The following is a 12,736-nucleotide window of genomic DNA, read 5'->3' on the forward strand; positions in this document are numbered from 1 at the left end:
CGCACAGTTGAGCATCCCTTCGGAACGCTCAAACAGTGGATGGGCGCCACGCATTTTTTGACGCGGAGGCTGGACGGCGTCAGTGCAGAAATGAGCTTGAACGTGCTCGCCTATAACATGAAGCGCGTTATGAAAATCCTTGGCACCAGCAGCTTAATGAAGGCGTTGTCGGCCTGAAAGGGTTGACTTCGTTGCTTACTCGGCTCGCCAGAAGCCTCGCTGAAGCCTCCACGACCCCTAGTGACGACCCGTAAGCTTGTTGCGAGCAGCTCCGCGGCTAACAACCTTCGGCGCTGCGCGCCGACAGTACACCACCGCGTTTTTACACACTCTGGGCCGATTGCTGCCACTCGCAGTTCTGTGGAAGCGATCATGGGCAGCATTCGCTTCGTATGGAAGTGTGCCCGTAGCGCATTAAGGATACTCAACGGGGCCGGGCACATTACTAGGTATTCCTCTTCAGAATCGGTGCTTCGCGAGTTCTGCGCAAAGTGTGGATTGACTTTGCTCTGGTCACGCTCCTAAGCTGAATTTGCCGATTGGGTTTTGATTGCACTGGGCACCCTCGACACCTCCTTCACGCCTCAGGAGCAAAAACACGTTCATGTCCGCTCCATAGTTTGCTGGTATACGCCATCCAGCTTATTGCCTTAGATGGAACCACCGCAGAACGTCGATTGGTATGGGTGAGCGGTTTCCTTCAGATTGAACGCTAGATTCTCATACGGCGTCTCACGCTCATCAAAGAAAACAACGTTCTGCTTGTGCCTTACTGCGTAGGCACTCAATTCGACTGCTAACTAGGGTGAAATGTACGGGATGCCACCGTCGGTAAGACGCGAATTAAATCCGACTCCAACGGCCCAGCATCAATGCGTTTCACACGAACACCGAACTCGCGATACGCTGAAACCTGGCTGTAAATTTTGATATTTGAGTAGGGTTTGGAATAAGTAAGCTCCCATCGGTCAATATGCGAAAATGGTATGAGTATATCCGAGCTCAAGCTTAAATCTACTAACAAAGCTTGGTTTTTCGACGTATCCAAACCTACATAACGATTTTGCATCACAGAAAAAAACTCCACCGTAGCTGTAAAATCATTGGCTTTAAAGCCGTCAATGCGATCTAGAAGCTGTCTTCGATATTTCCGTGGCACAAAGTTGAATATAAGATAGGCAAGGCAGAAATACAGGAAAGCGAAGATTAAGATTGCAGTTGAGACCTCAGCATCGTGCTGGAAGTGACTCAGCGCGACGCCACTGAGGATAAGTATAGGTATAGAGCCAAGTACCATAAATGGGCGAAGCAACCAGCAAAGCAACAGCATATTTGACGTCCATGAAATGAATTCCGGCGGCATTATCAGCGGCTCGCTGGTCATTTGTCATTAGCGTCAACCGCTCCATGCTCAGGATCGATCCGCGTACCTAGCCTTTTTGAACGCAATTCGCCCTTTGGGCTTGCCGAAAATTTGCTAGGCATAGCGCTTTTCAGCGCTTGGCGCTGGTCAGGAAGGATCTGACAGAAGCGGCTGCTTTCGACCCAAAGCTGCCCTTCGCGGAGGGCAGAAAACGGCCAAGAGCAGGCACTCATAGGCGATACCCAGCCGGCGTAACTCAGGAGTAGCGCCGCTCAAAATTCGCTCTTAGCAGCTTGGTGCTCAAATCCTCCCAATGCTCGACAAAAGCAGTGCGCGCGGTTTCAAAATCCCTACTGCGCAGGCACTCGATCAAGTGCTCATGGTCCGAAACAATGGTCTTGGGGTCTTCATAGCAGGGTTGTTGCAGCACCAGAAGTAGCTCAATTTCGCTCTCCAGCATTGCATAGCTGCGCTGTAACCGCGGGCTGCCACTGGCGCGGATGATCGCCCGATGAAAGTCGCCATCTGCTAGCACAATGTCTGAACGCGGTGCATCGGCGGGGGCGTTGCGCAATCTTTCTACGGCACTCAGTGCTTGCGGTGGAATAACTCCATTCAGAATAACCATCCTCACTGCTTCAGTTTCCAGCACTCCGCGCAAACGGGCGATATCGACGATTTCGTCCGGCCCGAACCTGGGAATGCAAAATCCTCGATGTGGCACCTTCACCAGCAAACCAAGCGAAACGAGTAATTGGGCAGCGCTGCGAAATGTGTTGCGCGCAACCTCGTATTCGTCCGCCATTTTCAGGTCGCGGAGGAATTCACCTGGCTCGAAATCCCCATTCAGAATTCTGGCTTTGAGCTTGGCAGCCAGGACCTCGACTGCGGAAAGCCTGGCTGAGGGTGGTTGGGTATCCGCGCTGCTAAAAATCATTGTTTACATAACCAGGGTGGGGGCTCGGATGAGGCTGATTCTATTACGCATCTGTGCTGCTGCACCAGCCATGAGTGGGTCTGCCCAGATAAGTGTTCTACAAAAACAGTATTTTCTGGAAAGAAGACGAATAGTTAATATTCTCTTAAATCAAAGACCTACGAGTTTATAGCGACAATTTTTGGTCATTTTTAATAGAAAAGGTCAATTTTCCCGCTTCCAATATTAAAAGTTGTAGCACAATATCTGACCATCAAAGCATGCGAACGTAGGCATGCCGAAGGCCTGGAGTTCAACGATGCGTGCAGTTGAAAACAAACAGTTCAGTGAAGAGCTCACCGCATTGCAGGGCGATCTGGCGGCGTCCTTCACTCACGTTCCGCTGGAGGAGGCTGCTCAGATTTTGCATGAGCAGTATGGGATCGCTGCTGTTCTGACGCGTTTCGCAACGGAAAAGGACGATACGTTTCGATGCGACAGCGCAAGTGGCAAATCCTACGTGCTTAAGATCGCCAACCCCCAGGAAGATCCGGTAGAGCTTTCCCTGCAAATCGAAGTCATGCGGCACATAGCGCGTAAGGCGCCACGACTTCCGATCCCCAGGATGTTTCAAGCGCTGGACGGCGAGTACCTGGCCCGGATCGAGACAGGCAACGGCGAATCAAGGCAGTTGCGGCTGATGAGCTTCCTGCCAGGCACGCCCCTGGATAAAACAAGCGTGGATTCGAAGGGGCGCGAGCACATTGGCGAACTACTGGCCGGGCTCAGACTGGCGACCGCAGACTTTTCTCATCCGGGGGAGTCGCGCAAGGTGTGCTGGGATGTTCAAAACCTGGGCGTGCTTGCGCCGTTGATCAGCTGTGTGGATGACCCCACACGCAGGCAACTGCTGGAAAGGGCGCTCGAGCGATTTTCCAGGGTTGAAGGCCTGATCGAAGGCTGCCGAAAGCAGGTTTTGCACAATGACTTCAATACATCAAACATCGTGGTTGATACGCGCAGCCCACAGTTTGTCAGCGGCGTCATCGATTTCGGCGACACGGTCAAAACCGCCATCGCCATCGATGTCTCGACCGCCATGATGAACCAGTTGAGCGCAGTCGGACCTGACGTGGACGCGGATATTTTTGCCCCTGCAAAAGATGTCTTGAGGGGTTATCTACGTGTCGCCGACCTGACCCCTGAAGAGCTTTCGCTTATCCCGCATCTCGCGATGGCGCGCCTGATCACCAGGGCGTTGATGACGACATGGCGCTCGCAGCTGTTCCCGCAAAACAGCGCCTATATCTTGAGAAATGCCGCCCCGGGATGGGCTCAGCTTGACTGGATGCTTAACCGATCACCGTCACACATGTCAGAACTGCTGACGTCTTTCGCCGACTGATTCATCCTTGTTAAAGGGGATTAAATGCGCAACTCAAAAATAGAGGCTGTCCGTGGCGACATGCCCAACGGCTTCAACCCTGCCCACACCGACCACCTGGCGCCCTCGGCGCGCGAGCATATCCAGCGCCGAGTGAATCTCTTGGGCCCGGGCTATCGGTTGTTCTACAACGAGCCGGTCGGAGTTGTTCGCGCCAAAGGTGCTTACCTGTACGACAAAGACGGCAAAGAGTATCTCGATGCCTACAACAACGTGGTGTCGGTGGGGCATTGCCATCCGCGCGTTGTGGCGGCAATCACTGAGCAAATGAATACCCTGTGCAGCCATACGCGATACATGCAGGACGGCATTCTTGATTATGCCGAACAGCTGCGTGCCACCACTGACGGTGAGATGGCGGATGACGGTCAGATGATGTTCACCTGCAGCGGATCGGAAGCCAACGACCTGGCCATCCGTATTGCCCGCCATCACACCGGCAATACCGGCGTCATCGTGACCAGCGAGGCCTACCACGGGAACTCGGCCACCGTGGCGGCTTTTTCACCGTCTCTGGGGGTCAACGCCAAGCTTGACCCTTATGTGCGTCGGGTGCCGTCTCCGGATTCCTACCGTATTCCGCGTGAGGGACTGGGCCGTTACATGGCTGATCAGGTCGCTGCGCAGATCAGGGACATTCAGCGTCATGGCGGCGGTGTCGCGGCGTTCATCGCTGACTGCCTGTTCTCGTCCGACGGGCTGTTCTGTGATCCGGTCGACGTGTTCGGACCGATTGCCGAGGTGGTGCGAAAGGCGGGTGGCTTGTTCATAGCCGATGAAGTTCAGTCGGGCTTTGGTCGAAGCGGCACCCATTTCTGGGGCCACCAACGCCACGGCGTCGCACCGGACATCATCACCATGGGCAAACCGATGGGCAACGGCTACCCCGTCGCCGGGCTGATGGTGCGGCCCGACGTGGTCGCCAGTTTTGGCCGTGACATGCGGTACTTCAATACCTTTGGCGGCAACAGCGTTGCCATCGCTGCTGCCCAGGCAACCCTGGACGTTATTCAGCAAGAACACCTCATGGCAAATGCCAGGCACGTGGGCGGTCTGATCATGGCCGGCCTTGCCGACCTGGCTTTGCGCTATGAGCGCATTGGCGACGTGCGAGGCACGGGGATGTATTTCGCCGTCGAACTGGTCACCGACAGGGGCACCAAAACGCCTGACATGAAGAGCGCGCTGAAGGTCGTTAATCATTTACGCGACAAGCACGTGCTCATTTCCGCCACAGGCCCCGATGCAAGCATCCTGAAAATCCGCCCACCATTGATCTGGACTGTGCGAGAGGCGGGGCGCCTGCTTGATGCGCTGGAGAGCGCCTTCGCGGAGCTATAAAACATCGGCTCGCGTCAACGGCAAAGTCTGTCGGGGCGATTAACTTAAACAGCGTTTTGTTGCGCGTATCCCTTACTTTTAACCGTTTATGCATCGCGTCATGGTGGTGTAATCATTCCATGATGAGCCACTGCCGGAGCACCACTTCATTGCTGATCGCGGTATTCATTCAGGACTGCATTCATGAACTTTCTTCGTCCCAAGTACATCACCTTCGACTGCTACGGCACCTTGACCAACTTCAAGACGGCGGCCCTGACGCGCGAGCTGTTCGCCGATCGCATCGGCTCCGGGCGCATGGAGCAATTCATCAAGGATTTCGCTGCCTATCGCCTGGACCATGTCATGGGTGACTGGCGGCCCTACGATGAGATTCTCAAAACCGCCCTGGCGCAAACATGCATGCGATGGGGCATCGAATACCGCGATGAAGGCCAGACCTACTACGACGCGGTGCCGACCTGGGGTCCTCACCCGGATGTACCGGCGGGCCTGGCAAAAATCGCCGGAAAGATTCCACTGGTGATTTTCTCCAACGCCATGGACGAACAAATCATGTCCAACGTCGACAAGCTCGGAGCGCCGTTCCACAAAGTGTTCACCGCCCAACAGGCTCAAGCCTACAAACCGCGCCTGGCAGCGTTTGAGTTCATGCTCGATAGCCTTGGCTGCGCACCTGAGGATGTGTTGCACGTATCCTCAAGCTTCCGTTATGACCTGATGTCGGCCCATGACATGAAGATCAAGCACAAAGCCTTCGTCGCCCGTGGCCATGAGCAGCCGGCGGATGCCGCCTTCGGCTACCACCAGATCCCGGATATCGGCGGATTGCCAGGGTTGGTCGGTCTTTAGAACCAAGCACGGTTCATGGAGGACTTCGTGCTGCAGAGCCCGCGTGTGTTGCCCATGCACAGCAGATTCAGAATCAGCTTCCATCACCGACCTACCACGGATATTGAGCTTATGCCTGCGCCTTTAACTCTCGTGCAAACCTCCCCGGACCTGCCATCGGACGCTGATGTGGTGGTGATCGGCGGTGGCATTATCGGAGCGTTCACCGCCTATTACCTGGCCAGGCGCGGCATGAAGGTCGCCTTGATCGAGAAGGGTCGTATTGGGGCGGAACAATCGAGTCGTAACTGGGGGTGGTGTCGTCAGCAGAATCGCGATGCGCGCGAGTTGCCGATGGCCACCAAAAGCCTGGATTTGTGGGAGCAGTTTGCTGCGCAAACTGGCGAGCAAACCGGCTTTACCCGGTGCGGGCTGCTCTACCTGAGCAACGACGAGAAAGAGCTTGCCGGCTGGGCGCGCTGGGGTGAGTTTGCCCGCACCGCCAACGTGCAGACCTGTATGCTCAGCGCGCAGCAAGCCGCTGAGCGAGGCAAGGCGACGGGCAAACAGTGGAAAGGCGGGGTGTTTTCGCCCACTGATGGTATCGCCGACCCATCCCGCGCAGCCCCGGCGGTTGCCCGCGCCATTATGGCGCTTGGCAGCACGGTGCATCAGGGCTGCGCCGTGCGTGGCATCGAAACCGAGGGCGGTCGACTGTCTGCGGTGGTTACCGAAAAAGGCACGATCCGCACCCGGGTCGCGGTGCTCGCAGCAGGCGCCTGGGCGTCCTCGTTCTGCCGCCAATACGGCATTCGCTTTCCTCAGGCGACGATTCGCCAAACCGTGCTCTCGGTTTCCCGACCCCATCAGGAACTCCCCAGTGCGCTGCACACGGCTAACGCCTCGATGACACGCCGCTTCGATGGTACCTACACGCTGGCCATCAGCGGCAGAGGGCGCGTTGACCCCACCGCGCAACTGCTGCGCTTCGCCCCGCAATTCCTGCCGATGTTTCAGCGCCGTTGGCGCAACCTGGCGCCTGGTGGGCTTGATGGGGTGCAGGCGGGACATGAAAGCTTGAAGCGCTGGCGCCTGGACCGGCCTACGCCGATGGAGAAGATGCGAATTCTCGATCCGAAGGCTGATGCTCGCGCGGTTGATCTGACATACAAACGTGCCGTAGAGCTGATTCCCTCCCTGAAAGATTCTTCAGTCACTGCGGCTTGGGCGGGCTATGTGGACAGTACCCCGGACGGTGTGCCAGGCATCGGCGAGATGTCCAGCCTTCCAGGTCTGGTGATTGCCGCCGGGTTCAGTGGTCATGGATTCGGTATCGGGCCCGGCGCGGGGCACTTGATTGCCGATATTGTCAGCGGCGCACACCCGATCGTCGATCCGCTACCGTATCACCCGGACCGATTCCGGAAATCAGCCTGGAGTAAAGTGGCGGACTTCTGATCGACTGCATTGCTCCACAGACCAGATTGCGGCCCTGAACACAACTTGCATCTGCCCTCTGGCTTCCGTCACGACCTGATGTCTTTTATGAGAGAACAGGTCCCGCTAACACCGGGGCAAATTATCCGAGCGGCTCCGGGAGTGACCAGCGCTGCACTTCGCCGCTTTCGGGGTCCAGAGCACGCAACTCGCAGCCGGGGATGTCGGTCCAGAACAGACGTTCGGTTCTTTCACACCAGACAGGGCACTCGCCAAGAAGACTGGTGGTGTCGCTCAGGATTTAAAACATGGTTGCGTCCTACGAAACAGGATGGGGCAAACAAAGCAGTCAGTTGGAGAAAAACGCTAACCACTTATCACCGAACAGGGCGATGGCCAAGCCTGCGAGCATCACCATCGACCCGGCCAACTTGACGAGAGACACCGGCCGTTCCGATGCCCCCATCAATCCGAAATGATCGATAACCAGTGACGAAATAATCTGCCCTGCGATAGCGAGGCCCAGCAGGGCTGATAGACCGATTTTTGGCGCAAGCACCACGTAACTAAGCAAGGCACCGGCACCCAGCAAACCGCCCAGCAGGCTCCACCAGGGCTGGACAGGTATAGCCGCCAGCGAGGCGACTATCCCGCCACGCATCAATGAAAAGACACCCAGGCATACCGCTCCGGCAGTAAAAGAGAACAGCGCCGCCGCGACCGAATCGCCACCCACGCCTTTAGCGAGTTGACCATTCAACGTGGTCTGCAGGGTGATGCCAAGGCCTGCGGCGATGGCCAGCAGGTAGTAGGCTGCGTTCATCTCGCGCCTCCTTACTTGGCTGACTCAAGCGGCATGAAGGTCTCGGCAAACATATCCGGCTGATAGCCTGCAGCAGCAAACAGATGCTCACGGGACTCGTCGATTGCTGCACGCAGCCTTTCACTGTCCACGCCCAGCACCTTGCCGCCGCGCTTGACGATGCGCCCGCCAATCATGACCGTGTCGACATTGCTGCGTTCTGCCGCGTGTACAACGGTGCCGAATGCGTTACCTGACGGGTAAAGGTTGATGTCCTGCGCATTGATAAGGATCAGGTCGGCCTGTTTGCCGGGGGCCAGGCTGCCGACTTTGTCCTGCAATCCGGCACAGGTGGCGCCGTCGAGAGTGGCGGCTTTGAGCAGGCCATGAGCGGGCAGGGTCACCGGATGATGTTCTTCGCCGCAGCAGCGCTGCTGGTGCATGCCCATGACGCGCTGCAGGTAGAACGCCACCCGCATCTCCATGAACATGTCACCGCTGTAGGAGGTTTCGTTATCGACACTCAGCCCCGGGCTGATGCCGTGACGCTGGGCCGATTGCATGGCGAACATTCCATCCTCAATGCCGTAGTGGGCGTCTGAACGCGGGCATACGTTGACCCGCACGCCAGCCTCGCGAAGGATTTTCCAGCCGGCGTCCGGCAACGCGGTGCAGTGGTTGAAGATGTTATCGGAGCGCAGCAGGCCCTCGCGATGCAAACTCTCCAACTCAGCTGCCATGTCCCCGCCAAAAAATTCGGTGATGATCGGCAGCCCCAGACGCCGGGCTTCAGCCCACAGCCCCGGTTCCAGCTGCGCCATCACCGCCAGCGAGAGCAGCGGGTTGTCACCGTTCTTGACGTATTTTTCCTGCAGACGCTCCAGGTTGCCCGGCCAGTGGGCTTTGTCCCACTCGCCAGCAACTGGCGCACCGGAGGCGTGTACAGACCGGATGCCAGCATCGAGCAGTGCCTCGACCGCAGCGTCGGAGTGCGCGCCAGTGCGGCTGTTGTGCGAGTTGTCGACCACGGTGGTGATGCCGGCATCGATGCAGCCCAGCGCAGTCAGCAGGTTGCCGATATACATGTCAGCCGGGCGATAGTATTTGGCGAAAGAGAAGTGTGTGGCGTTGCAGTAGTCTTCCAGGGTTTCGGCATTCGGATTGATTCGACGCAGTTGGCCCTCCCAGGAGTGACGATGCGTATCGACCATGCCGGGCATGGCAATCATGCCCGATGCCTCGATAACAACCGCGTCACCGGCCTCGATGTTTTCCCCTATGGCTGTGATGGTGCTGCCTTCGATAAGGATATCGCCGCGCACCAGATTACCGATATCACCGTCCATGCTCAGCACAGTGGCGCCGCGGATAAGTGTGCGGGCGGCCGGAGCGGTCGGTGCCTGCACGATGCTGCGGTTGTATTCAGACATTTCAGTACACCTCTTCAAATTTCGTTGGAAGCAATGTACGCAAGGCGATACTGCGGGAAAAAGATGGTAAAACTGTTTTTACTATTCAATATTTACGAATAGTAAAGGCTCCCCGATCACTGCTTTGAGGTTGCTAACCGTCATGGACCGTATTCAAGCGATGCAGGTTTTCGTCCGTGTGGCTGAAGCAGGAAGCTTTATCCAGGCGGCGCAGACGCTCTTTTTGCCAGCCTCGACGGTCACCAGCAGCGTTAAGAATCTTGAGAAGTACCTGCAGGTGCGTTTGCTGAACAGAACCACGCGGCGAGTCAGCCTGACACCTGAGGGCGCTCAATATCTGGCGCAATGCAGGGAAATACTGGAGCTGATCGAACACACAGAGACCAGCCTGACTGACTCCGTAAAGCGGCCACAGGGGCGTTTGCGTGTCGATATGCCGGGTGGCATTGCACACTTCATTGTCATGCCAAACCTGCAAGACTTTTACCGGCGCTACCCCGGTATCTACCTGATGATAGGCGTCAATGACCGGCAGGTTGATCTGATTCAGGAGGGTGTCGATTGCGTCATTCGTACTGGCGAGCTCGATGACTCAACGCTCGTTGCGCGCCCCCTCGGCCGGTTTCGCTGGGTGACCTGTGCTTCTGTCGCCTATCTCGAAGAGAACGGTACTCCGCAAACTCCGCAAGATTTGTCTCACCACCGGGCCATCCATTACTTCTCGGGCCGCGCAAGGCAAACAGGCGAAATGCGCTTCGCCCGTGGCACCGAAAAAATCTCAGTCCCGGTGAACGGCACTGCGGCAGTCAACGAGACCGGGCTTTACATCAAAATGTGCCTGGAAGGCTTCGGGCTGGTGCAGCTCGCTGAAAACGTGGTCAGCGAGCATCTGCGAGAAGGGCGGCTGGTCGAAGTGCTTGCTGACTGGCAGCCCGCATCGGTTCCTGTGCACCTGCTATACCCGCATCAGCGCTTTCTATCGCCAGCTGTGAGCGCATTCGCTGACTGGATTGCCGGGCTTGTTCGCGACGATGATTCAGCAGGTTCAAGTTGAACGTTGCGCCCGGCCAGCATCCCGGTGAATGCGCCGGCTACGGAGATTGCGGCTGTGATCAGCAGCGGTGCTGTCCAGCCACCGGTCCAGTCGTGCAGTTGGCCCAGCAGCAAGGGGCCTGCGGCTGCCATCAGGTAGCCGACGCACTGCGCCATTCCTGAAAGTGCCGCCGTGTCACCGGCTTTTTTTGTGCGCAAGCCGATGAAGGTCAGGCCAAGCATCATGCTGGCACCAGAGCCGAAGCCCAGGAACGCGGCCCACAACATGGCGTAGCCTGGCGCGTAAATGAGCCCGATCAGGGATGAGGCAGTTAACAGGCTGACGGTAACGGCTGCCAGTTTCTGGTCTTTGAGACGGCGAAGCGTGGCCGCCAGAATCAAGCCGGGTATTGCCGTGGTCAGTTGAAGCATGCCGTGTACTGTTCCTGCTTGCTCGGGCGATATGCCATGGTCCATCAGAATGGTCGGCAGCCAGCCGACGGCGACATAAAAAGGCATCGCGTTCAGCCCCATGAACAGTGTGACCTGCCATGCCAGTGGCGATCGCCAGACGGCCACGGCTACAGATTGTTTCGGGCCGGACAGATGCACGTGATCGTGTTTTTTCAACTGCGGCAACCACACGACCAGAGCCAACAGCGGGGCTGCCGCCAATAAACTTAGGGCAATCGGCCATCCCCATGATTGGGTCAGGGGGATTATGGCGGCTGACCCTACAGCGCCCGCCACGCCCATCGTGATGGAGTAAGCGCCGGTCATGGACGCCATTTTCGTTGAGAAGTCGCGCTTGATCAGGCCGGGCAGCAGCACGTTTCCCAGGGCGATCCCGGTGCCTATCAATATCGTACCGGCGTACAACGCCCATGCGCTGCCCGCGGAACGGAGCAGGATGCCCGATGAAATGACCACCAGTGCACCGAAAAGCGTGCGCTCTATTCCGAATCTGCGGGCGACCGATGCGCTGAGTGGAGAGAAGGCGGCAAAGGCAAGTAACGGTAATGAAGTAAGAAGGCCCACAGCTGAGGCGCTCAAGCCAGAATCATTCTGGATTAGCGGCAAAACGGGCGCGATGCCGGTAAAGGGAACGCGCAGGTTTACGGCAATAAGTAGAATGCCTGCGACGAGCGCAATGGCCTGCCACTTGTTTTTTGTGTCTGACATGTTCTCTGTCTGTCCTTTGGAAAGAGAACAACTGTAGAGAGTCCAAAAATTATCTAATATAGATATCAAGACAGCTGATACCTAAATTATGCCAAGCTCAAAAAATGTCGTTTCTTCTCCGGAAGATTTCGATTCAGATCTTTTTGCCCAGGCAGCGATTGCCCTCCAGGTTGCGCCCGAGTTCAATCATTCGGGTGCCAGCCCGCATGATCATCGTAAAGGTCAGTTGATCCTGTCTTTGCATGGCGCAGTGAGCTGTGAGGTGCAAGATGCACTCTGGCTTGTCCCTCCCCAGCACGCCGTATGGATCCCGGGCGGTACGCCGCACAGTTGCCGAGTGACCGCAAACGCCCGGACCTGCTTTCTGTTCGTTGAGCCCGGTGCGGCAGCGATGCCTGAGGAATGCTGCACGGTTGCCATTACGCCCCTTGTTCGGGAGATGATCCTTCATCTCGCTGAACAGGAACCTGCTTACCATTCCGAGGGCAAGACAGCGCGGCTGGTTGCAGTGCTGCTTGAGCAGCTTTCCGATGCTCCGCTGAAAGAGCTGCACTTGCCGATATCAGACCATCCCAAGATCAAACAAATCGCGGATACGCTTTTCTCAGATCCAGGCGACCGAACCACATTGCGCGAGTGGGCCGCTCGGCTTGCAACCAGTGAACGAACGCTGGCCAGACTCGTAGAAAGTACGACGGGGCTGAGCTTCGGACGTTGGCGCCAACAGTTGCATTTGATGATCGCATTGAGTCATTTGGCGGAGGGGGGCTCCGTGCAACGTGTGGCGGGCATCCTGGGATATGACTCTGTTAATGCATTTATCACGATGTTCAAGAAAGCAGTGGGTAAACCGCCTACTCAGTATTTTTCCTCGCTGCGTTAATGCTCCGGCGGCTGATACAGAGCGCCAAGGCTGAGAGTGATCACGGTATGTCCGCCTCTGGCCGATCCCTGCCTG

General features: G+C 56.9%; 13 protein-coding genes and 1 pseudogene. 8 read left to right on the plus strand and 6 right to left on the minus strand.

The window, feature by feature from the left end; all coding sequences use genetic code 11:
• Both BMY98_RS23525 and BMY98_RS27725 read left to right on the plus strand, forming a co-directional pair.
• Window positions 1-177: transposase (locus BMY98_RS23525; protein ID WP_074892778.1), on the plus strand; the 177-nt coding region annotated here is incomplete at its 5' end.
• Window positions 178-293: 116 nt separating this feature from the next.
• Window positions 294-654: pseudogene (locus BMY98_RS27725) on the plus strand (GFA family protein).
• 142 nt (window positions 655-796) lie between these two features.
• Here BMY98_RS27725 and BMY98_RS23535 read toward each other — a convergent pair.
• Both BMY98_RS23535 and BMY98_RS23540 read right to left on the minus strand, forming a co-directional pair.
• Window positions 797-1,384, minus strand: coding sequence for a hypothetical protein (locus tag BMY98_RS23535; protein WP_074892779.1), 588 nt, complete (start codon window positions 1,382-1,384; stop codon window positions 797-799).
• A gap of 235 nt (window positions 1,385-1,619) precedes the next feature.
• Window positions 1,620-2,300, minus strand: a complete 681-nt coding sequence (locus BMY98_RS23540) for a GntR family transcriptional regulator (protein WP_074892780.1) — start codon at window positions 2,298-2,300, stop codon at window positions 1,620-1,622.
• Window positions 2,301-2,598: 298 nt separating this feature from the next.
• Here BMY98_RS23540 and BMY98_RS23545 point away from each other — a divergent pair, with 298 nt between their 5' ends.
• The 4 genes from BMY98_RS23545 (at window position 2,599) to BMY98_RS23560 (ending at window position 7,353) form a co-directional block, all read left to right on the plus strand.
• Entirely contained in the window at window positions 2,599-3,684 is a 1,086-nt protein-coding gene (locus BMY98_RS23545) for a phosphotransferase (protein ID WP_074892781.1), read from the plus strand.
• 24 nt (window positions 3,685-3,708) lie between these two features.
• Complete coding sequence (locus BMY98_RS23550; protein ID WP_074892782.1) at window positions 3,709-5,064, plus strand: aspartate aminotransferase family protein; 1,356 nt, start codon at window positions 3,709-3,711, stop codon at window positions 5,062-5,064.
• Between the two features lie 183 nt (window positions 5,065-5,247).
• Window positions 5,248-5,916, plus strand: coding sequence for a haloacid dehalogenase type II (locus tag BMY98_RS23555; RefSeq protein WP_074892783.1), 669 nt, complete (start codon window positions 5,248-5,250; stop codon window positions 5,914-5,916).
• Window positions 5,917-6,027: 111 nt separating this feature from the next.
• A complete protein-coding gene (locus BMY98_RS23560; RefSeq protein ID WP_074892784.1) occupies window positions 6,028-7,353 on the plus strand; it encodes an NAD(P)/FAD-dependent oxidoreductase in 1,326 nt (441 codons plus the stop codon).
• 121 nt (window positions 7,354-7,474) lie between these two features.
• Here BMY98_RS23560 and BMY98_RS28205 read toward each other — a convergent pair whose 3' ends face one another.
• The 3 genes from BMY98_RS28205 to BMY98_RS23575 are packed head-to-tail and all read right to left on the minus strand — an operon-like array spanning window position 7,475 to window position 9,564.
• Window positions 7,475-7,633, minus strand: coding sequence for an SMP-30/gluconolactonase/LRE family protein (locus BMY98_RS28205; RefSeq protein WP_425438903.1), 159 nt, complete (start codon window positions 7,631-7,633; stop codon window positions 7,475-7,477).
• A gap of 48 nt (window positions 7,634-7,681) precedes the next feature.
• Entirely contained in the window at window positions 7,682-8,155 is a 474-nt protein-coding gene (locus BMY98_RS23570) for a DMT family transporter (RefSeq protein ID WP_074892785.1), read from the minus strand.
• An 11-nt stretch (window positions 8,156-8,166) separates the two neighbouring features.
• Complete coding sequence (locus BMY98_RS23575) at window positions 8,167-9,564, minus strand: amidohydrolase family protein (RefSeq protein ID WP_074892786.1); 1,398 nt, start codon at window positions 9,562-9,564, stop codon at window positions 8,167-8,169.
• 142 nt (window positions 9,565-9,706) lie between these two features.
• Here BMY98_RS23575 and BMY98_RS23580 point away from each other — a divergent pair, with 142 nt between their 5' ends.
• Window positions 9,707-10,618 (plus strand): LysR family transcriptional regulator, encoded by a 912-nt coding sequence (locus BMY98_RS23580; protein ID WP_074892787.1) that lies wholly within the window; start codon window positions 9,707-9,709, stop codon window positions 10,616-10,618.
• Here the strand turns inward: BMY98_RS23580 and BMY98_RS23585 are convergent.
• A complete protein-coding gene (locus BMY98_RS23585; protein WP_074892788.1) occupies window positions 10,531-11,778 on the minus strand; it encodes an MFS transporter in 1,248 nt (415 codons plus the stop codon). The two genes, BMY98_RS23580 and BMY98_RS23585, sit on opposite strands and share 88 nt — an antisense overlap.
• 88 nt (window positions 11,779-11,866) lie before the next feature.
• Here BMY98_RS23585 and BMY98_RS23590 point away from each other — a divergent pair, with 88 nt between their 5' ends.
• Window positions 11,867-12,661, plus strand: a complete 795-nt coding sequence (locus BMY98_RS23590) for an AraC family transcriptional regulator (RefSeq protein ID WP_074892789.1) — start codon at window positions 11,867-11,869, stop codon at window positions 12,659-12,661.
• Window positions 12,662-12,736: the final 75 nt, after the last annotated feature.

This window comes from Pseudomonas graminis (assembly GCF_900111735.1).
GTDB classification, from domain to species: Bacteria; Pseudomonadota; Gammaproteobacteria; order Pseudomonadales; family Pseudomonadaceae; genus Aquipseudomonas; species Aquipseudomonas graminis.